The 19935-nt window shown below is 69.0% G+C and carries 18 protein-coding genes; 10 read left to right on the top strand and 8 right to left on the bottom strand.

The annotated features are described in order from the left end of the window. The first annotated feature begins 35 nt into the window (after positions 1 to 35). Together AB0I43_RS21475 and AB0I43_RS21470 are read left to right on the top strand one after the other, a co-directional pair. Positions 36 to 449 (top strand): phage holin family protein, encoded by a 414-nt coding sequence (locus AB0I43_RS21475; protein ID WP_356975380.1) that lies wholly within the window; start codon positions 36 to 38, stop codon positions 447 to 449. Then, positions 446 to 1078, top strand: coding sequence for a DUF3618 domain-containing protein (locus AB0I43_RS21470; protein ID WP_356975382.1), 633 nt, complete (start codon positions 446 to 448; stop codon positions 1076 to 1078). Before AB0I43_RS21475 ends, AB0I43_RS21470 begins: the two co-directional genes overlap by 4 nt. On the opposite strand, the gene AB0I43_RS21465 is transcribed toward AB0I43_RS21470, so the two are convergent. From AB0I43_RS21465 to AB0I43_RS21455, 3 genes are all read right to left on the bottom strand, one after another. After that, on the bottom strand, positions 1075 to 1749 hold the full coding sequence (locus AB0I43_RS21465; protein ID WP_357432583.1) for a PhzF family phenazine biosynthesis protein: 675 nt from the start codon (positions 1747 to 1749) through the stop codon (positions 1075 to 1077). The two genes, AB0I43_RS21470 and AB0I43_RS21465, sit on opposite strands and share 4 nt — an antisense overlap. Positions 1750 to 1852: 103 nt before the next feature. Continuing rightward, on the bottom strand, positions 1853 to 2392 hold the full coding sequence (locus AB0I43_RS21460; protein WP_356975386.1) for a carboxymuconolactone decarboxylase family protein: 540 nt from the start codon (positions 2390 to 2392) through the stop codon (positions 1853 to 1855). Positions 2393 to 2450: 58 nt separating this feature from the next. Beyond that, positions 2451 to 3038 carry a peroxiredoxin gene (locus AB0I43_RS21455; RefSeq protein WP_356975388.1) on the bottom strand — a complete coding sequence of 196 codons (588 nt, stop codon included), beginning with the start codon at positions 3036 to 3038 and terminating at the stop codon, positions 2451 to 2453. Positions 3039 to 3160: 122 nt separating this feature from the next. On the opposite strand from AB0I43_RS21455, the gene AB0I43_RS21450 reads away from it, so the two are divergent. Next, the gene (locus tag AB0I43_RS21450; RefSeq protein WP_356975389.1) at positions 3161 to 4069 is read left to right on the top strand and encodes a hydrogen peroxide-inducible genes activator; all 909 of its coding nucleotides are present in this window, start codon (positions 3161 to 3163) and stop codon (positions 4067 to 4069) included. Position 4070: 1 nt separating this feature from the next. Here AB0I43_RS21450 and AB0I43_RS21445 read toward each other — a convergent pair whose 3' ends face one another. Next, entirely contained in the window at positions 4071 to 4799 is a 729-nt protein-coding gene (locus tag AB0I43_RS21445; RefSeq protein ID WP_356975391.1) for a PE-PPE domain-containing protein, read from the bottom strand. Beyond that, positions 4796 to 5569, bottom strand: a complete 774-nt coding sequence (locus tag AB0I43_RS21440) for an N-acetylmuramoyl-L-alanine amidase (protein ID WP_356975393.1) — start codon at positions 5567 to 5569, stop codon at positions 4796 to 4798. Before AB0I43_RS21440 ends, AB0I43_RS21445 begins: the two co-directional genes overlap by 4 nt. A gap of 251 nt (positions 5570 to 5820) precedes the next feature. Between AB0I43_RS21440 and AB0I43_RS21435 the strand changes: the two genes are divergently transcribed. The 7 genes from AB0I43_RS21435 (at position 5821) to AB0I43_RS21405 (ending at position 14762) form a co-directional block, all read left to right on the top strand. After that, a complete protein-coding gene (locus tag AB0I43_RS21435; protein ID WP_356975395.1) occupies positions 5821 to 6279 on the top strand; it encodes a DUF4231 domain-containing protein in 459 nt (152 codons plus the stop codon). Positions 6280 to 6300: 21 nt separating this feature from the next. Further along, positions 6301 to 10503, top strand: a complete 4203-nt coding sequence (locus AB0I43_RS21430) for a TIR domain-containing protein (protein WP_356975397.1) — start codon at positions 6301 to 6303, stop codon at positions 10501 to 10503. Between the two features lie 143 nt (positions 10504 to 10646). Then, positions 10647 to 12032 (top strand): FAD-binding oxidoreductase, encoded by a 1386-nt coding sequence (locus AB0I43_RS21425; RefSeq protein ID WP_356975399.1) that lies wholly within the window; start codon positions 10647 to 10649, stop codon positions 12030 to 12032. Between the two features lie 31 nt (positions 12033 to 12063). Then, positions 12064 to 12834, top strand: a complete 771-nt coding sequence (locus tag AB0I43_RS21420) for an MBL fold metallo-hydrolase (RefSeq protein ID WP_356975401.1) — start codon at positions 12064 to 12066, stop codon at positions 12832 to 12834. 52 nt (positions 12835 to 12886) lie between these two features. Beyond that, positions 12887 to 13312 carry a gamma-glutamylcyclotransferase family protein gene (locus AB0I43_RS21415; RefSeq protein WP_356975403.1) on the top strand — a complete coding sequence of 142 codons (426 nt, stop codon included), beginning with the start codon at positions 12887 to 12889 and terminating at the stop codon, positions 13310 to 13312. A 45-nt stretch (positions 13313 to 13357) separates the two neighbouring features. After that, positions 13358 to 13948, top strand: coding sequence for a TetR family transcriptional regulator C-terminal domain-containing protein (locus AB0I43_RS21410; RefSeq protein ID WP_356975405.1), 591 nt, complete (start codon positions 13358 to 13360; stop codon positions 13946 to 13948). A 76-nt stretch (positions 13949 to 14024) separates the two neighbouring features. Next, a complete protein-coding gene (locus AB0I43_RS21405; protein ID WP_356975407.1) occupies positions 14025 to 14762 on the top strand; it encodes an SDR family NAD(P)-dependent oxidoreductase in 738 nt (245 codons plus the stop codon). Between the two features lie 179 nt (positions 14763 to 14941). On the opposite strand, the gene speD is transcribed toward AB0I43_RS21405, so the two are convergent. The 3 genes from speD to AB0I43_RS21390 form a co-directional block, all read right to left on the bottom strand. After that, the gene (gene speD / locus AB0I43_RS21400; RefSeq protein WP_356975409.1) at positions 14942 to 16144 is read right to left on the bottom strand and encodes an adenosylmethionine decarboxylase; all 1203 of its coding nucleotides are present in this window, start codon (positions 16142 to 16144) and stop codon (positions 14942 to 14944) included. Positions 16145 to 16155: 11 nt separating this feature from the next. After that, positions 16156 to 17256, bottom strand: a complete 1101-nt coding sequence (locus AB0I43_RS21395) for a type III PLP-dependent enzyme (protein ID WP_356975788.1) — start codon at positions 17254 to 17256, stop codon at positions 16156 to 16158. Between the two features lie 161 nt (positions 17257 to 17417). Then, positions 17418 to 19913 carry a DUF3516 domain-containing protein gene (locus AB0I43_RS21390; protein ID WP_356975410.1) on the bottom strand — a complete coding sequence of 832 codons (2496 nt, stop codon included), beginning with the start codon at positions 19911 to 19913 and terminating at the stop codon, positions 17418 to 17420. Between the last annotated feature and the right edge of the window lie 22 nt (positions 19914 to 19935).

The following is a 19935-nucleotide window of genomic DNA, read 5'->3' as shown; positions in this document are numbered from 1 at the left end:
CCGGGTACACGGCCGACGACTGGGAGGTACGAACCATGACCGAAACACGGAGTGTGCCGCCGGAGGAACGGCGAACGATCGCCGAACTCGTCAACGATGCCACCGAACAGCTGAACCGACTGATCCGCGACGAAATCCAGCTCGCCAAACTCGAATTGGTGGACAAGGGCAAACGCGCCGGGCGCGGCGCGGGTCTGGCCGGTATCGGCGCCGTTCTCGCCTTCTACGGCGGCGCGGCGCTGATCGCGGCTGTCGTTCTCGCCTTGGCGATCGTGCTGCCGGCCTGGGCCGCCGCGCTGATCGTCGGCGTGGTGTTGCTGGCGGGGGCCGGGCTGCTGGCCTTCCTGGGGCAGAAGAACGTCCGGCAGGCGGTGCCGCCGCTGCCGGAGGAGGCCGTCGCGGGCGTGAAACGCGATATCGACAGCATCAAGGACGGGAGCAAGCGATGACCGACGAACGACGGCCCGGGGAGGCCGATTCCGCACCGGTGCAGCCGGTGATCAGCCAGCCGGCCGACGCCGAGACGGTGCGCGCCGAGCGGGACCGGACGCGGGAGGAGCTGGGACAGACCGTCTCCGAACTCACCGACAAACTCGACGTCAAGGCCAACGCCCAGCGCAAGGCCGCCGAGGTGAAGGACGACGCCCGCCGCAAGGCCGCCGAGACCAAGCAGGCCGCCCAGGCCAAGGCGGCCGAGACCAAGCAGGCGGCTCAGGCCAAGGCCGCCGAGACGAAAGCGGCTGCGAGCCAGAAGGCGAGCGAGGCCAAAGAGGCGACGCGAATCAAAGCCGCCGAAGCCACCGAGGCGGTCCGCCAGCAGGCGGCCGAGACCAAGGAAACGGCCCGGCAGCAGGCGGCCGACGCACGCGTCGTTGTCGGGGAGGCGTCCGAACAGGCCAAAGCGCAGGTGCGCGAACTCGCCGAGAAGGTCGAGGCCGCCGCACCGGAACCGGTGGTGGAGCGGAGCAAGCAGGCCGCCGACTACGCGCGCCGCCAACCGGCTGCCCCGGTCACCGCCGCCGCTCTGCTGACGGCGCTGATCGTGTGGCTGATCCTGCGGCGCAGGCAGCAGCGCTAGAGCTCGACGACGGTCTCCGGCACCACGCGTCCGCCGAGGCGGACCCAGCCGTCGGAGTCCCACTCGGTGAAGATCTGGGAACCCGCGCCCTGCGTGATCGTCAGGCCGCAGCCCAGCCGGGCGGTGAGGGCCACCGCGGCGGCGCCCGTCGCCTCGTCTTCGGCGATGCCCATGGCGGGAGCGAACATTCGAGAGCGGACGCTGCCGCGGTGCTCCTCCACCCAGGTCCAGAAGTAGTGCTGGCCGGCGGCGAATTTCTCCGGGCGCAGCGCGGCGAGTTCCGCGACATCCGCGACCTGGTGGAAGGTGAAATCGGGTGCCCAGGCGGCGCGGGCGGTCACCCAGGTCAGGGCGTCGGCGTAGGCGACGGCGACCCGCCCGGCCGGTACGTCCAGCGCCTGCACCGGCGTCCCCTGCTGAGCGAACCACCACGCGGTGCCTACCGTCGGATGCCCGGCGAACGGAAGTTCCACGGCCGGGGTAAAGACGCGCACGGGCGCGACACCATCGTGGGGTGCGCCGAGAAACACCGTCTCGCTGTATCCGGCCTTGGCGGCCAGCCCCTGCCGATCCGCCTCGGCGACCTCGGTTGCTTGCGCCAGTCCCAGTTCGTTGCCGAACCGCCCGGTCGAATCGGTGAACACTCGAACGACTTCGACACGCACGCTCATGGCCTCCGCTCCTCCCACTCGACCCTTGCTTCGGAGCCTACCGGCTCCCGGAAAAACGGCTCCGGCCCCGCCCCTTCCGGGAACGGGGCCGGAAACACGACAATTACGCCGACACGGACGCCAGGGTCTGGGTGGCTTCCACCGCCTGGCCGACACCGGCCACGATCGCGGCCGCCCGCAGCGCTTCGAAGATCACCTCACGGGACACGCCGGCCTCACGCAGCGTCTTCTCGTGCGCTTCCAGGCAGTGCGCGCACCCGTTGATCGAGGAGACCGCGAAGGACCACAGTTCGAAATCGGCCTTGTCCACGCCCGGGTTGCCGATGATGTTCATCCGCAGGCCCGCGCGCAGGTCGTCGTAGCGGCCGTCCAGGAACGCCTTGCCCCGGTAGAACACATTGTTCATGCCCATGATCGAGGCGGCGCCGAGCGCGGCGTCGTACGCCGCCACGGACAGGGTGTCGGCGGCTTCCTCGGCGATTTCGCGCAGCGTGCTCGCCGACCGGGTCGCGGCCGCCGAAGCGAGCAGGGTGCCCCACAGCTGCTGCTCGTTCAGCACGGTGGTGCGGCTGAGCGAGGACAGATTGAGCTTGAGGTCCTTGGCGTACTCGGGGAGGGAGTTCTTCAGGTTCTCAATGCTCATTCGAAATACGTTCCTTTGCGATTCACGGAATTCGGATCTGGTTGTGCGGGAGCGGGTTTCAGACGCTGGCGGTCATCAGCTCGCCGGCCTGGATGGTCGGGTCGCCCTTCTTCCAGTTGCAGGCGCACAGTTCGTCGGACTGCAGCGCGTCGAGCACGCGCAGCACCTCGTCGACATTGCGGCCGACCGAACCGGCCGTCACGGACACGAACTGGATCTCGTTGTTCGGGTCGATGATGAAGGTGGCGCGATCGGCGACACCGTCGTTGTTCAGCACGCCGGCCGCGGCCGCGAGCTCACGCTTGAGATCGGAGAGCATGGGGAAGGGCAGGGTCTTGAGATCCTCGTGCTGCGCGCGCCACTGGAAGTGCACGAACTCGTTGTCCACCGAGGCGCCCAGGACCTGCGCGTCACGATCCTCGAACTCCTCGTTCAGCTTGCCGAACGCGGCGATCTCGGTGGGGCAGACGAAGGTGAAGTCCTTCGGCCAGAAGAAGACGATCCGCCACTTGCCGGCGTGATCGTCGGAGGTGATCTGGGTGAAGTAGTCGTCAGGCTGCTGAGCGTCGACCTTCGACAGGTCACCGCCGATGACGGCGGTGAGGTTGTATGCCGGGAACTGGTCGCCAATGGTCAGCAGGGCCATGCTTGTCTCCTCGTTCTTTTGGGTGGGGGTTGAACGCAGATGTTTCAGAAGCGTGTGCCGTTGCGATCTTGCCTACGAGCCTGTGAAAGGTAAAGGTGATCAGTCGCACTACACTGATAGGCGTGACTGATCAGACTTATCAGCCCACACTGTCACAGCTGCGTGCGTTCGTAGCTGTCGCGGAGTATCGCCATTTCGGTACCGCGGCCGCCCGGCTCGGTGTGAGCCAACCCACGTTATCGCAGGCATTGGCCGCGCTCGAAAACGGACTGGGGCTGCAGCTGATCGAGCGCAGCACCCGCCGCGTCCTGGTGACCGCCGAGGGCACGCGCCTGCTGCCGGAGGCGATGGCGACTCTCGAGGCCGCGGATCGATTCGTGGCCTCCGCCACCGGAGATGGGCTCGGCGGCACGCTGCGGCTGGGCATCATCCCCACCGTCGCGCCCTACGTGCTGCCGGCGTTGCTGCCGGAATTACGCCGCCGGGTCCCCGCGCTGGCCCCGCAGGTCATCGAGGACCGGACCGCCCGGCTGCTGGACGGTTTGCGCACCGGCGTGCTGGACGTGGCGCTGCTCGCGCTGCCCACCGAGACCGGCGGTCTCACCGAAATTCCGCTGTACACCGAGGAATTCGTGCTCGTCACGCCGCGCGGCCACGAACTGGCCGGCCGCGACGACATCGCCGCCGCCAGCCTGACCACGCTGCCGCTACTCCTGCTAGACGAGGGCCACTGCCTGCGCGACCAGACCCTGGAATTCTGCCGCGCCACCGACACCCACCCCGGCTCGGTCGGCGACACCCGCGCCGCCTCCCTGACCACCGTGGTCCAGTGCGTCGCAGGCGGATTGGGCGTCAGCCTGATCCCGGAAATGGCGGTACCCACCGAAACCACCCGCGGCACCCTCGACACGGCCCGCTTCGCCGCCCCCGTCCCGGGCCGCACCCTCGGCCTCGCCTTCCGCACCTCCACCGCCCGCACCGAGGACTACCACCGGCTCGCCGACATCATCCGGGAGCACCGCCCCCATTGACCTAGGCGTGGACCGCCACCGCGTCGTTGATCGCCGAGCCGAGCCGCGCCGCGTGCCCGAAGCGCACGTAGTCCTCGGTGTGCCGCCCATCGAGCAGATAGCCTCGCGCGTAGGCGATCGCGCCGGCCCAGCTCTGGAAGTTCTCCGCCGACCACCAGTCCTGCATCTGGCGCTGCAATGCCACCTCGACCAGGCTCTGCCCCCAGCGCAGCACCACCTGTGCGTCGGTCAGCGCGAAGTACTGGGACAGATCGGCGATGGAGCGCAAGGGATTACCCGGCGGCAGCGCGGTGATCGGATCACCCGGCGCTGCCGCCCAGAAGGTGGGAACGTTCGCGATCGTGCGCTCGCCGGCGATGCCGTAGCCGCCGGGATCGGGCTCGAGGTGCGCGCCCGCGGGCCGGAGCGGGTCGGCGATGAGCGCGCAGGCCAGGACCTCCATCTCGGGCCGCAGACCCGACCCGATCTCGGCGGCCAGATCGCCGGCGATGACGGCGCCCTGCGAGTACCCCGCCAGAATGACCCGATTGCCGGTGTGGTGCACCGCCTCCACGAGCGCGGCGGCGCCGGCCGCCCGGCTGTCGGCGAAAGTGGTCCGACGTCCGTAATCGGCCGGGTAGGGCACCATCCGGGTCGTGAACCGGCTCGGATCGAGCGCCTGGGCGAAGGCGTCGGTGACGGGGTGGCCGTGCGGCGCCCAGGTGCCGCCGACGATGAGCACGTCGATCACGCGAGACCGCCCTGCTCGAGTTTGTCCAGGCGGGTGCGGATGTCGGCGATGGCCTCGACCAGCGTCAAGCCGTCCAGTTGCGGCCAGCCCCCGAACTGTCCATTGTCGCGCTGCCCCTGTCCGCACAGCTGCTCGCGAATGTCTTTGATATCGCTGCCGATCGGCCCGCAGAACGCGGTGATGAATTCTTCTATCCGAGCAACGTCCGCCGCACTCATCCGTGCGCCCCCTTCATCGATGATCTCCTGCACCGTCCGGCGGAACTCGTCCATGTCGAGGCCCGCGGGATCGATCTTTCCCTCGCTGCTGTACTCCCGGTGTGCCACGCAATCCCCGGCGTCACGCCCGAGGCGCCGCAGAATCGCCGCGGCGCCGCGGTGATAGGCGTCGAGCTGCGCCGGCGTCCAATCGAAGGGCTCGCACCCCTGCGACACCGCCTCGATGCCGATGGTGTGGAAGTTCGCGTCGTCGGTGGGCCACCCCGGCCAGCTGCCCGCCCCGGCGTGCCAGCACACACCGGCGGCGATCACCCGGTAGGTGCCGTCCTTCTCCAGCACGAGTTGCGCGAGCGGGCCGGCCAGGTCGGGTCTGCCGTGCTGCACGATCCGCCAATCGTTCGGCCCGCCACCGCCGGTGTGATGGCAGAGCACGCCGCGGATGTCGCGGAAATCGCCGTGCCCGCGCTCGCGCCAGCCCTCGTGCTCGATGACCCGCAGGCCTGCGGCGCGCAGTACCTCCGCGAGCCAGACCGGGTCACCGTGCCACGTCATGCGTGGTCCTGACCGAAACCTGTACAGGCACAGCCGAATGCATCAGCGCTATCCCCCCGACGAAAACGATGCGCGCGGTGGTGAACCGCGGCACAGCAGTCTTACCAGGAAACCCGAGCTGCCGCATCACCATTGGGCTTCCGCCCGGTTCGCGAGCATGGCGCGAGGCCCGAGTTGTGAACCGTGCCGGCAAGTCCGGCGGCATACGCCGCGCTCGGCGGTGACCGCCGCGCCGTGCTATGAGTTGTGCTGTGGTGGAGGCGAATATGGGGGACGCGGCGGTAGCGCTGGCGCAGGACGATCCGGTGTGGGCGCGGCTAGTCGAGCAGCTGAGCTGGTATCGCGCCAAATCCGCTCGGGCACAACGGTCATACAAGACGATCAAGATCGTGCAGCTGCTGGTCGGAGCGACGGTGCCGGTGGTCGCGGCCCTCTCGGCGCCCGCGTGGCTGACCGCCGGACTCGCCGCGGTCGTGGTCGTCGCCGAGGGCACCGAGCAGCTCTTCCAGTGGCACGCGAACTGGCTGCGCTACCGCGCCACGACGGAATCGCTCAAGCAGCAAAAACATCTGTTCCTCGCCGGCGCGGGCGCATACGGCGGCGCCGACCGGCGAAAAGTGCTGGCCGAGCGAGTGGAACGCATCGTGTCGCAGGAGACGAGCGCCTGGGTCACCGAGGCCGAGCGCAACGCGCAGCCGCCGCAGCAATAGCGGGCAGGGGAGGGGCAGCCGGTGACCCGGATATTCCTGAGTCATTCGAGCAAGGACAACGCCGCGGCAATCGCGCTACGGCAGTGGCTGATCGAGCAAGATCCCGGTCTGGTCGAGGACATCTTCCTCGACCTCGACCGGGACAACGGCATTCCCGCGGGCACCCGCTGGAAGGAAGCGCTGGTCCGCGCCAACGAACGCTGTGAAGCGGTGATCTGCCTGGTCTCGGCGCACTGGCAGGCCTCGCGCGAATGCGTCGTCGAGTACCGGACCGCCGAGAATCTCGGCAAACGCATCTTCAGTGTGCGCCTGGAGCGACTGACCGACACCGACATCACGCGCGAATGGCAGCGCTGCGACCTGTTCGGTACGGGCCCGCACACCGAGATCGACGTGCACGGCTACGAATCGGTCGCCTTCCACACCGAAGGGCTGCAACGGCTGCTGGCCGGGCTCCGCACCGCGGGCATCGGCGCGCAACACTTTCCGTGGCCGCCACCGGCGGACCCGGAGCGGTCGCCCTACCGCGGCTGGCAGCCGTTCCAGGCCGTCGACGCCGCGATCTACTTCGGGCGCGACGCGCAGATCGTGCGCGCTCTGGATCTGCTGCGGGGAATGCGAACCGCCGGTCGCCCTTCGGTCTTCGCGATCCTCGGCCCCTCCGGCACGGGGAAATCGTCTTTTCTGCGCGCCGGCCTGCTGCCCCGGCTCGCACGCGACGACCGGCGGTTCGTCGTGCTCGACATCGTGCGCCCGGAACGAGCGGCGCTGACCGGTGCGCACGGCTTGGCGGCCGCGATCCACGGCACCCGGACCCGGCTGGGATTGGACGGCCCCTCGCTCGGCGAGATCAAGGCGGCACTGCCGCGCCGGGTCGGTTTCATTCGAGAGTTGCTGCGCGACATCACCGATGCCGCCCACCAGCGGCTGGTCGACTCCGCGGACGCGCCACCGAGTCTGGTGCTGCCGATCGATCAGGCCGAGGAAATGTTCGGCGCGGACGCGGGAGTCGAAGGCGATCACCTGCTGGAGTTGCTCGCCCACCTGGTCACCGGCGAGGTCCCCGTGCTGGTCTGCCTCACCATCCGCACCGACCGCTACGAACCGTTCCAGACCGCACCCCAGCTCGCCGACCTCGAGACCCTGGTCTTCGATCAGCTGAAACCGCTGCCGCGCACACGGTTTCGCGAGGTGATCACTGGTCCCGCCGCCCGTGCGACCGCCGCGGGCCGCCGCCTCGACCTCGAACCCGCCCTGCTCGACAAACTCGTCGCCGATTGCACCGACGGCGCGGACACCCTGCCGCTGCTGGCGCTGACCCTCGCGCGCCTGTACCAGGACTACGGCGACGACGGCCGCCTGACCCTCGATGAATACCTGGCCATGGGCGCCATGACGCGGGTAGTGCGCACCGAGGTCGACAACCTGCTGGCCCGCGATCCGGCCGAACGCCGCGCACAGCTGAAACTGCTGCGCACCGCCTTCATTCCCTGGCTGGCGACGGTGAACCCGGAGAACGATCAGCCGTTGCGGCGCATCGCCCGATGGAGCGATCTGCCGGCCGCCGCTCAGCCCCTGATCGATCGCTTCGTCGAGGCCCGCCTGATGGTCAAGGACCACCGCGACGGCGAGACCGTCGTCGAGGTCGCGGTGGAAAGCCTGCTGCGCCAATGGGACGAACTCGCCGGCTGGCTGCGCGCGGAAGCCGAAGCGCTCAAAGACGCCGACGCCCTGGAGCAATCCGCGCTCGCCTGGGAACGCAACGAGCGCGACGACGCCTGGCTGCTGGCGGGCACCCGGCTCGTCGAATCCGAAACCCTGGCCACGGCACCGGGATTCCGGGAGCGGCTGGAGCCGATCCGCGGCTATCTGGCCGCCTCCCGCAGGCGGGAGAACGAACTGATCGAAGCCGAAAGGCAGCGCCAGCAGGAGGAATTGCGAGTCGCCAGGGAGCGGCAGGAGGCTGCCGAGGCGCTCGCCGCCGCGTCGGCGCGGGCCGAGCGTGAAGCGCAGGAGTCCGCGGCGGCCATCCAGCAGCGGTCCCGGCTGCTGCTCGTGCTGTCGGTGCTGTCGGTGGTGATCATGCTGGTGGCGGCGACCGCGTTCGTCGTGGCCCGGCGCAACGGGCTGGCCGCGGAGGAGCGCGAACGCGAGGCGCTGGCACTGCAATTGGTCGCCCAGAGCAAGGCGATCCTGAGCGGGTATCGGGACGGCGGGGATGTCCGGGCCTTCCAGCTGGCGCTGGCCGCATTGCAGCTCTCCCAGCAGGATCAGGTGCGGGCGGCGGCGTTCGACGTGCTGTACACCCATCGCGGACTTCGGTGGATCAACGCGGTGAAACTGGGCGCGCCGCCCGCTTTCGCGCTGGACGGGAGCCGCGTATTTCTGAGTGACTCGGACGGAAATCTGCGCGTCTTGGATACCGCTACCGGGCGGTTCGAGGATCGGTCCGCCGCGCGCGTGACGGGCCGGGACCGCGTCTACAGCCCTGACGGGACCAGAGTCACCGAGGTCCGGGTCGGCGCCGCAGTGTCGGAGATCCGGGTGCTGGACGCGACGAACGGGCAGCGGGTCGCCACGCTGGAGTCCGAGGGGCCGATCGGGCGCCTGGCCTTCAGCGGTGACGGTTCCCGCCTGGCGGTGTCCACCTATCAGGGCACGGTCCGGGTTTTCGAAGTGGCGACCGGCACGGCCATCGGCGGACCGTGGCCGGTCGACCTGTCGGATGTGGCAGCCGATCTGGAGCTCAGTGCCGACGGCCGCCGAGTCCTGTGGGGGCGCAGCCGGCTCGAGATTCGGGATGTCGAGTCCGGTCGCCGATTCGAGCGCGTCCTGGCCGCCAGTGCCGATGTCTACTCGACGACGGATGTGTCCAGTGTCGCGCTCAGCGCCGATGGGAACAGGGTTGTCGCAGGTGGGTCGGACGGCTCGATCCGGGTGTGGGATGTCGAGACAGCGAGCCTGGCGGCCCCGCTCGTGATCGGCGACGACAGTCCGGTGCTGGCGGTCGCGCTGAGTCCGGACGGCCACCGGCTCGTGGCCGGTGACGACGAGGGGAGGGTGAAGATCTGGGACTCGCTCCAGCGGACGCGTGTCGCCGGCGTGGCGGCGCTGCACGCCACCGAGGTGGCGGCGGTGCGGTTCACACCCGAGGGCAGCGGTGTCGTCATCGTCGGCACCGATGGCACGGTCCGGCGGTGGGAGCCCGACTCGGAGTCGCTCCCCGCGGCCGTCGCGCGGCCGGACAACGACCTCGAACTCGTCGTCTGGTTCAGTGCCGACGGTTCGCGCCTGGTCCGGTGCGTCGAGGGTGGTGAAATTCAGGTTCTGGATACCCGGACCGGGGACCTGGTCAGATCGTTGCGGGATCGCGATTCCTGCTGGGACAACCGGGGATTCGTCCTCGGTAACGACGGCCGGAAATTGATGTTCTTGGCGATGGACGGCGAAGTCCGGGTCTGGGATCTCGATACCGGCCGGGTCGAGGTCGGGCGTACGAACACCGCGCGGTCGGCGATCGCGCACCCGGCATTCGGTCGTAACGGCCGCCCGCTCGTCGTCACCTCGGACGGGGACACGGTCCAGATCTGGGACGCGATCACCGGCGCACCGGTCGGTGTGCCGATCGAGACCAGGGCCGGGCTGATCGTGCCCGGGTTCGCGATCAGCCCCGACGGAACGCGGATCGCGCTGGGCGGCCACGACATCGCCGTGACGGTGTGGGACATCGAGACAGGCAGGCAGGTGGGGGTGCCGATCGGCCGCGACGTCGCACCGGAGGAGTTCGTCTTCGCGCCGGACGGAAACCGCCTGGCCACCAGCGCCGGGTCCGGCCCGATCATCGTGTGGGACATCGTGTCCGGGCAACCCGTCGCCGATACGGTGGCCGGGCACGTCGGTGACATCCAGGCGCTGGCATTCGACCGCGAGGGCACCCTCGTCGCCTCCGTAGGCTCCGACAACTCGATGCGGATCTGGAACGCGGTGACGGGAAAATACGTCGGAGGCGCGTCGAATCCCGGCGAATCGCTCGAGCGGCTCGCCTATCACCCCGGCTTCGGCTTCCTCACGCTGGACGCCCAGCGCAGTGTCCGGGTGTGGCGTCTCTACGCCGATGTAGCCGCCGTGATCTGCGAAAAGCTACGGGTCGACATGAGTGCCCGGGAGTGGGATACGTGGGTCGGCTCCGGCCCGCCGCGCCCGCTCTGTCCAGACCGGTCCTGAGGCCGGCACCGGGTACCGGGCTACTCGGCTCGCCGGGGGCGGCGGGCGGTGATTCGGGTAGCGGTGGATCGGTGCGCGGCGCCGATACTGGATGGGCGGCTCGGGCTTTCTCAGTCAGGAAACCATCCATCAAAGGACGTCTGATGACTCGGACTTCGATCGATTTCGACGCGCTGCGGGGGCAACTCGAAGGGGAGCTGGTGGAGCCCGCCGACCCTGGTTACGACCAGGCCCGGCGGGTGTGGAACGGGGCCATCGATCGACGGCCGGCGGCGATCGCGCGGTGCGTGAGCGCCGCGGATGTCAGTGCGGCCGTGCTGTTCGCGCGGGCTGCGGGGCTGGAGATCACGGTGCGCGGGGGCGGGCACAATCCGGCGGGTACGGCGGTGGCCGACGGGGCACTGATGATCGATCTGCGCGGGCTCGGCGCGGTCCGGGTGGATCCGGTGGCGCGCACCGCCTGGGCAGGCGGCGGGGCATTGCTCGCCGATCTGGACCGGGCCACCCAGGAGTACGGTCTGGCGATTCCGTCGGGCATGGTCAGCCACACCGGGGTCGGCGGGCTCACGCTCGGCGGCGGGATGGGGTGGCTGACCCGGCGGGCCGGGCTGAGCATCGACCACCTGGTGGACGCGCAGGTGGTGCTCGCGGACGGGCGGATCGTGCGGGCGCGCGAGCACCCGGAACTGCTGTGGGCCGCGCGGGGTGGCGGCGGCAATTTCGGGGTGGTCACCGAATTCGAGTTCAGCCTGCAGGAGGCCGGGCCGATCGTGCACCACGCGATGCTGTTCTTCGGGCTCGATCAGCTCACCGAGATGCTGCGTGCGGCACGCGAGCTGATTCCGGGGCTGCCGAGGGATGTCACCGTCGTTTTCGGCGCGCTCAACGCGCCGCCTGCGCCGTTCGTGCCCGAACCCGTTCGGGGGCAACCGGGCGGGGTCCTGCTGGTGACCGGTTTCGGTGGCGCCGAACAGCATCGGGAGGTGCTCGAGCTGTTCCGCGCCCGGTTGACGCCGCTGTTCGAGATGTCGACCCCGATGCCGTACGTGGCGCTGCAGCAGATGATCGACGAGATCAACGCGCACGGCGTGCACGCCTACGAAAAGGGCACCCGCATCGCCGAACTCAGCGACGCGGTGCTCGAGCAGTTCGTCGCGCACATCCCGCGCAAGCGGTCCGCGCTGTCGCTGGCGCTGTGCTACCGGCTCGACGGCGCGTTCAGCGCGGTCGAGGACGACGCCACCGCTTACGGCGGCCCGCGCGTTCCGCACTGGCAGCTGTTTCTGGTCGGCCTCACCCCGGTGCCGGAAGAGCTTGCCGCCGAGCGTGATTGGGTCCGCGACTTCTGGTTCGGGTTGCAGCCGCACTGCGGTCTGGCGGGCAGCTACGTCAACGGGCAGATCGAATTCGACGACGCCGAGCTGCGCGCGGTCTACGGCGCCAAGCTCGATCGGCTCGCCGCGGTGAAAGCCGCCTACGATCCGGACAACGTCTTCCACCACAACGCCAATATCCTCCCGGCGCGTTGACCCGGCCGCAACCGTCTGGGACGCTCGGCCGGTGCGGATTCATCATCTCAACTGCGGCACCATGTCCCAGGGCGTGGTCGATCACTGCCTGCTGATCGAGACCGATTCCGGGCTGGTGCTCGTCGACACCGGGTACGGGCTCGGCTGCGTGCGCGATCCGGGGCGCATGGTCGGGCCCGCCCGGTTCGTGCTCGGCGCCGAGCTACGGGAGCGCGAAACCGCGGTCCGGCAGATCGAAGGGCTCGGCTACGACCCCGCCGACGTGCGCGACATCGTTCTCACACACCTGGATCTGGATCACGCGGGCGGCCTCGCCGACTTCCCCGCCGCGACCGTGCATGTGCACGGGCCGGAGTTGCGCGCGGTCACCGCACGCGAGTCGCTGGGGGAGCGGCTGCGCTACCGCAAGCAGCAGTGGTCGCACGAACCGAAATGGCTCGTCAACGAAACCGGCGGCGCGGACTGGTTCGGCTTCCAGGCGGTGCGCGATCTGCCCGGCCTGCCGTCGGAGATCCTGGTGATCCCGCTGCCCGGCCACACCCGCGGCCATGTCGGCGTGGCCGTCGACACCGGAGACGGCTGGCTGCTGCACGCGGGCGACGCCTACTACCTCGGCAGTGAGATCGATCCGGTGCGCCCGCACACGCCGTGGATCTGGCGGCTCTACGAATCCGGAGCGGTTGTGCCCGGGCTGTATCACGAGAACCGCCGTCGCTTGGTCGAACTCAATCGGGCGCACGGCAGCGAGATCACTATTTTCTCCGCGCACGACCCCCGCGCGTTCCGCCGCCTGTCCGCGTAGCCGTCGTCCCGGGGGTTGCGCGGCGGGCGCCGGTGCGGGCACGGTGTCGGGTGTGCGGAGTAGTCGGCTGAAGGCGCTGACCGGTGAGGGTGACGTGCTCTTCGTCTATGGGACATTGCAGTTTCCCGAGGTACTGACCGCCCTGCTCGGCCGCTGCCCGGACCGGACGCCCGCGCGGCTGCCCGGCTGGCGGGTGGCCGCGCTGCCGGGGCGGGTCTATCCAGGATTGGTGCCGGACCCCGGGGGGCTGGCGGAAGGGCTGCTGCTGTCCGGGCTCGACCGGGCGGAGTGGGACGTCCTCGACGGTTTCGAGGACGACGAATACGACTTGCGCACGGTCGATCTCGCCGGCCACCCGGCCTGGACCTACGTCTGGACCGCCGCCGCCGAGCCCGCGCTGTGGTACTCCGCCGACTTCGCCGCCACCCACCTCGCGGCTTTCCTGCCGCACTGCGAGAGCTGGCGAAGGTCGTCCTGAACTGCCTGTTTGGGTTTTGAGACGACCGGTCGTATATTTGTTCGCATGGCACGACCCAGACGCAGCGACGACACCCGCCGACTCCTCGTGGAAGAGGGCGCGGCGGAGTTTCTCGCCAACGGCTACCACGGCACCGGCATCAAACAGGTGCTGGACGCGGTCGGGGTGCCGAAGGGGTCGTTCTACAACTATTTCGACAGCAAGGAGACCTTCGGTCAGGCTGTCATCGACCATCATTCGCTCTGCATCCAGCGCAACATGTCCGCCGCGCTGGACCCGGCCCCGGATCCGCTGACCGGGCTGCGGACGTTCTTCACCCGGCAGATGGACGAGTTCGCCGCCGCCGATTTCACGGGCGGCTGCCTTATCGCCAACCTCGGCGCGGAACTCGAGGGCAGCGAGGTGCTGCGCGAGTCGCTGTCGTCGGCCTTCGGGATCTGGCGGGACGCGATGGCGGCGGCGCTGCGCGAGGCGCAGGCGCAGGGCAGCGTGCGCGGCGATATCGACGCCGTCGATCTCGCCGATCTGCTGATCGAATCGTGGGAGGGCGCGGTCATCCGGATGAAGATCGATCGCACCCTCGAACCGCTGCGAAAGTGTCTGCGCCGACTGCTGGACGACTACTTCCGCCCCTGAGGACACGCGCCCGGCCGGGCGCTTCCGCTGCCCGTTCCAAGACGACCGGTCGTATCAACCGATGAAGGAGAAGACCATGACAGCGAAGACGGTCATCGTGACCGGATCCTCGAGCGGCATCGGCCGCGATATCGCCCGGGCCTTCGCCGCGCGTGGCGACAATGTGGTGCTGCACGGCCGCGACCCGGACAAGCTCGCCGCCGTCGCCGCAGAACTCGGGGCGCCCGAGCGGCTGGCCCAGGTGGTCGGCGACATCGGCGCCACCGCGACCGGTACCGACCTGGTACGCACCGCCGTCGAGCGGTTCGGCCGGGTCGACGTGCTGGTCAACAACGCCGGTATCTTCGGCGCGAAACCTTTCGTAGAGGTCACCGAGGCCGATCTCGACCGCTACATCGACGGCAACCTCAAGGGCACATTTCGCACCACCCAGGCGGTGGTCCGCCGGCTGTTGAGCCAGGGTGCGGGCGGCAGCATCGTCAACATCGGCACCGTCCTGATCAATCACGCCCTGGCCGGGCTGCCCGCCGCCGCGGCGCTGGTCAGCAAGGGCGGCGTGCACGCGCTCACCACGAGTCTGGCCGCCGAACTCGCCGCCGCGGGCATCCGCGTGAACGCCGTCGCGCCCGGCATCATCCGCACACCCCTGTTCGGCGACGGGGACGAGGCGGGTTCCGGGCGGCTCGCACTGCTCAACCGCATCGGTGAGGTGTCCGAAACCACCTCGGCGGTCCTGTATCTCGCCGACGCCGAGTTCGTCACCGGCCACATCCTCCCCGTCGACGGCGGGTTTCTCTCCGGAAGGGCGGCGTAAACGATCGGTGAAATCCCCCTGAGTGATCGGGGTGCCGGGGAGTCGATATCGCCGAATGGCGGCGTCGTCGATCCTGAGCGGCGCGAGTGTGCCTGTGCGGCACAGCTGTTCGGCGACAGGCGTCGAAAAACACTGGGCCCGCACGGTTTTCCGTGCGGGCCCAGGTCTTCGGGCAGGTTCTACTTGCGCAGCGCGTACGGCTCGATCGACCCGCGCAGCAGCGCCCGCGCGTCGAGGGTTTCCGGACGGTAGGGCAGCGTCTGCAGACGCGCGGTCATCTGCGCGACCGGGTCCTCGATCGACTTGGCGACACCGAACAGGAACGTCCACTCGTGCTCGTCGCTGGCGTAGGGCACCACCGTGTCGAACAGGGTGTGGAAACGATCCCAGGAGCGCTTCAACGTCTCGTTGCGCCACATGGTCTGACAGCCGGCCTGCGCGGCGAGCACGCCGCCCTCGGCCAGCAGCGACTTGCAGCGCTGCAGGAACTCGTCCTCGTAGAGGCGGTTGTGCTGCGCGTCCTCGACCCGCTCGTCCGGCAGGTCGATGACGATCATGTCGTACTGCGTGCCCGCGGCCTCGGCCTGGGCCAGGAAATCCCAGCCGTCGGCGTAGTGCATCTTGATCGGGCCGTCCTGCGCCACCGCCGCGGCCAGATCGGCCTCGGTGTAGCCGTAGGGCAGATGCTTCGCGCACAACTCGACCTCGAGCTGATCGATGTCGACGTGGTCGACCAGCGACGCGCCCGCCGCCGCCGACAGCTGCGAGGCCACACCCTCACCCGAACCGACGATCAGCACCTTGTCGAGCTTCTCGGCCAGCACATACCCCGGCACCAGCATGGCCTCGTGGTAGGTGAGCTGGGAGAACTCGGTCGACTGGCGATCCTCGTCGGAGAACAGGCTGACGCCCTGATCGGTCCTGGCGATCACCATGTGCTGGAACGGCGTCTTGGTGTCGACGATGACCTCGTCGAGATCCCAGATCCGGGTGAGGCCCGCGCCGACGGGTTCGCGGATCTTCTCCGCGCCGTGCCCGCGCTGGATGACCTGCATCCGCACGTCCTTGGGCTCGAGTTTGTCCCGCAGCAGTTCGACGGCCTTCGTCGCGCCCGCACCGATGCTCCCGCAGGTGAAGACGTCGACGAAAATGTCGCCGGACTCCGGATAAGTGTGAATCGAGGCGTGGGACTCCGACAACAGCGCGAGGACGGTCACCCCCTGCGGATCGAACTTCTTGTGAACGACTTCGCAGATGGTGACGCCCGCCGCGATCAGAGACTCTTTCAACGCCGATTCGAGTCGTTCGAGGTCGTCGCACAGGGTCGCGTCGACACCACCGAACTCGGCCAGCACGTGCCAGCCGGTGAAATCCGCCGTCATGATAGGCAAACTCACTCTCGCTCAGCGCCCGAGACATGAACGGTCAAGGGCGGAAAACCATTGAAGGACACCGACGAGTAACTCGCGGTATAGGCGCCGGTATGCAGGATCTGGATGAGATCACCGGCTCGCAACGTGGTCGGCAAAAGGACCTTTGTGCGTTGATACAGTACATCGTCGCCGTCGCAGGTCGGTCCGGCGACTACCGCCTCGTCGACGGGGTCGCCGTCGCGATCGGTGACGAACCGGTAGGCGATGTACTCGTTCTCCGTCTCGGCCATGCCGTTGTAGCGGCCGATGTCGAGATACACCCAGCGCCGGCCGTCCGGCGCGATCCGGATGCCGATCACCTCGGCATGAATGGTGCCCGCGTTGCCGACCAGCGCCCGGCCCGGCTCGACCACGAGGCCGGCGCCGGCCGGCAGGAACTCGGCGACCGCGGTGTCCACCACCGCCGCGATCTCCCCGACCTCGGGCGCGGCGGTGGCATAGGAGATCGGCAGCCCGCCACCGATATTCACCGAGCGCACCTCGATGTCCTTGTCCGCCAGCGCTTTCACGATCGTGCCGGCCTGCTCGATGCCGATCCGCCAGGCGACCGGATCGGTCTGCTGCGACCCGACGTGGAAGTAGGGCCCGGCCACGATCAGGCCGAGATCACGGGCCCGGACCAGCAGCCGCAGCGCCTCGCTCGGCGCGCAGCCGAACTTGGTGCCGAAGGGCGTCGTCGAGGCCGGCGTGGCGGCCAGGAAGCGGCACTCCACCTCGCTGCCCGGCGCGTGCTCGGCGATGCGCAGCAAATCGTCTTCGGTGTCGAAGGCGTAGCGGGGCACGCCCAGCGCGAAGGCGCGGGCGATGTCGGCGGACTTCTTGATCGGATTGCCGTAGCACATCTGTGCCGGATCGACCCCCTGCGCGAGGCAGAGCTCGATCTCGCCGATGCTGGCGACGTCGAACTCAGCGCCCTCGTCGTTCAGGAGCCGGATGATCTCCGGCACCGGACTCGCCTTGACGGCGAAGCGAATTCGTGCCGCGGGAAGTGCGGCTCGCAGTGCGCGATAGTTCGCGCGGACCCGGTTGAGCTCGATGACCAGACGGGGCGACTCGAGCAGGTTTCGATCGGTCAATCTAAGGGAACTCTTTTCGATCGGGCGCCAGAGGGCGGCGTGCAGGCAACAGTCCGCGACAATACACGCGGTTGGCCTGGAAGAACGAACTGGACAGCGGTCGTCCGGAGCGCCACCGCGGCGCGCCGGTCCGAAACGTCTGGCGGTCAGCCGGCCGCGACGGTGACCTCGTCGAACACCACTTCCCCCGCGGCGTCGGACTCGGCCAGATCGACGACCGCCTCGAGCGCCCAGCCGTGATCACCCGCCGGATCGTCCAGGGTCTGGCGAACATGCCAGAACCCGGGCCGCGGCTCCACCTGGAACAGGCGCGGGCCGCGCGCGTCCGGCCCGGTGCCGATCCGCTCGTACTCCTCGAAATAGGGCGCGAGCTCGGCTTCCCAGTCCGGACCGCCCAGCTGTTCGAGGTCGTACCAGCGGCGCAGGGCGGCCAGTTCGACGCGGCGGAACATCGCGTTGCGGACCATGACGCGGAAGGCGCGCTCGTTGGCGGTGATCGGACGGACCGACTCCGCGCCGAAGGCCACCTGGTTCGCGTCGGACTCCGCGCCCGGGTTGGTGAGCTGCTCCCACTCGTCGAGCAGGCTCGAATCCACCTGGCGGATAAGCTCGCCCAGCCATTCGGTGATGTCGTCGAGCTCCTCGGTGCGCGCCGCGTCCGGGACCGTGCGGCGCAGCGCGCGGTAGGCGTCGGCGAGATAGCGCAGCACGACGCCTTCGGAGCGGGCCAGCTCGTAATGCGAGATCAGCTCGGCGAAGGTCATCGAGCGTTCCAGCATGTCGCGCACCACCGACTTCGGCGACGGCGCGAACTCCGAGACCCACGGGTGACCCGCCCGGTAGGTCTCGTAGGCGGGATCGATCAGCTCCGCGAGCGGCTTGGGCCAGGTCACCTCCTCGAGCAGTTCCATGCGCTCGTCGTACTCGATGCCGTCGGCCTTCATCTCGTTGATCGCCACGCCGCGCGCCTTGTGCTGCTGGGCCATGAGCAATTGCCGCGGATCCTCGAGCGTGGACTCGATGAGCGAGATCACATCCAGGGTGTAGCCGGGATCGTCCTTGTCCAGCAGGTCCAGCGCCGCCAGCGCGAACGGCGACAGCGGCTGATCGAGAGCGAAATCACGTTGCAGGTCGACGGTGAGCCGGGCCCGGCGGCCGTGGGCGTCGGGTTCCGGAAGCTGCTGCACGACACCGGCATCGCGCAGCGCGCGATAGAGGCGGATGGCGCGCAGGATGTGCCGGCGCTGCGCGGGCCGGGGTTCGTGATTGTCCTCGAGCAGGTGCCGCATGGCGTCGAAGCAGTTACCCGGGCGGGCGATCACATTGAGCAGCATCGCGTTGGTGACGTTGAACCGCGACACCATCGGCTCGGGCTGCGCGGCCACGAGCCGGTCGAAGGTCTCCTCGCTCCAGGAGACGAAACCGGCCGGCGGCTTCTGGCGCTGCACCCGTTTCTGCTTCACCGGGTCATCGCCCGCCTTCGCCAGGCGGCGGGTGTTCTCCACCTCGTGCTCGGGCGCCTGCACCACCACGGTGCCCATCGTGTCGAAGCCGGCGCGGCCCGCGCGGCCCGCGATCTGGTGGAACTCACGGGCTTTGAGCCGGCGGGTGCGCACACCGTCGTACTTGGTGAGGCCGGTCAGCAGCACCGTGCGGATCGGGACATTGATACCGACGCCGAGCGTGTCGGTGCCGCAGACGACCTTCAGCAGGCCCTCCTGGGCGAGGCGCTCCACCAGGCGGCGGTATTTGGGCAGCATGCCCGCGTGATGCACGCCGATCCCGTGCCGGATCAGCCGCGAGAGCGTCTTGCCGAAGCCGGAGGCGAACCGGAATTCGCCCAGCGCCGCGGCGATGGCGTCCTTCTCGGCGCGGGAGGCGAAATTGACGCTGGTCAGCGCCTGGGCGCGCTCCAACGCGGCGGCTTGGGTGAAATGCACGACATAGACCGGGGATTGGTTGGTGGTGACCAGATCCTCGAGCGTCTCGGTGATCGGCGTGCGAGCGTAGGAAAAGCTCAGCGGCACCGGGCGTTCGGTGCCGGCGACAATGGCGGTCGGATTCCCGGTGCGGCGCTCGAGGTCGGCGGCGAAGAAATCGACCTCGCCCAAGGTGGCCGACATCAGCAGGAATTGGGCGTTCGGCAGCTCGATCAGCGGAACCTGCCAGGCCCAGCCGCGATCCGGATCGGCGTAGAAGTGGAATTCGTCCATCACGATCTGCCCGACCTCGGCCGCCGCGCCCTCGCGCAGCGCCAGATTCGCCAGGATCTCGGCCGTGGCGCAGATGATCGGGGCGTCGGCGTTGACGGCGGCGTCGCCGGTCACCATGCCGACCCGGTCGGCGCCGAATACCTCGCACAGCGCGAAGAATTTCTCGCTGACCAGGGCTTTGATCGGCGCGGTGTAGTAGGTGCGCAGGCCCCGGGTCAGCGCGAACAGGTGCGCGCCGACCGCAACCAGGGATTTGCCGGAGCCCGTCGGAGTGGCGAGGATGACATTGGACCCGGAGGCCAGCTCCATGATCGCCTCGTCCTGCGCCGGATACAGCGGAGTGCCCTGTTCCTCGGCCCAGATCGCGAACGATTCGTAGAGCGCGTCGGCGTCGGTCCCCGGTATCTCGAGCAGTTCGGTCAGATCCACTCGTTCCACCCTACGGGCCACC

Source organism: Nocardia sp. NPDC050435 (genome assembly GCF_040655395.1).
GTDB lineage: Bacteria > Actinomycetota > Actinomycetes > Mycobacteriales > Mycobacteriaceae > Nocardia.
This window is presented reverse-complemented; position numbering and strand designations above follow the sequence as displayed.

Bases quoted from the DNA above. Each gene is read 5' to 3' on its own strand.
- AB0I43_RS21475 (WP_356975380.1), top strand. From the start codon at position 36: ATGACCGAAACACGGAGTGTGCCGCCGGAGGAACGGCGAACGATCGCC.
- AB0I43_RS21470 (WP_356975382.1), top strand. From the start codon at position 446: ATGACCGACGAACGACGGCCCGGGGAGGCCGATTCCGCACCGGTGCAG.
- AB0I43_RS21465 (WP_357432583.1), bottom strand. From the start codon at position 1,749: ATGAGCGTGCGTGTCGAAGTCGTTCGAGTGTTCACCGATTCGACCGGG.
- AB0I43_RS21460 (WP_356975386.1), bottom strand. From the start codon at position 2,392: ATGAGCATTGAGAACCTGAAGAACTCCCTCCCCGAGTACGCCAAGGAC.
- AB0I43_RS21455 (WP_356975388.1), bottom strand. From the start codon at position 3,038: ATGGCCCTGCTGACCATTGGCGACCAGTTCCCGGCATACAACCTCACC.
- AB0I43_RS21440 (WP_356975393.1), bottom strand. From the start codon at position 5,569: ATGACGTGGCACGGTGACCCGGTCTGGCTCGCGGAGGTACTGCGCGCC.
- AB0I43_RS21425 (WP_356975399.1), top strand. From the start codon at position 10,647: ATGACTCGGACTTCGATCGATTTCGACGCGCTGCGGGGGCAACTCGAA.
- AB0I43_RS21410 (WP_356975405.1), top strand. From the start codon at position 13,358: ATGGCACGACCCAGACGCAGCGACGACACCCGCCGACTCCTCGTGGAA.
- AB0I43_RS21405 (WP_356975407.1), top strand. From the start codon at position 14,025: ATGACAGCGAAGACGGTCATCGTGACCGGATCCTCGAGCGGCATCGGC.
- speD (WP_356975409.1), bottom strand. From the start codon at position 16,144: ATGACGGCGGATTTCACCGGCTGGCACGTGCTGGCCGAGTTCGGTGGT.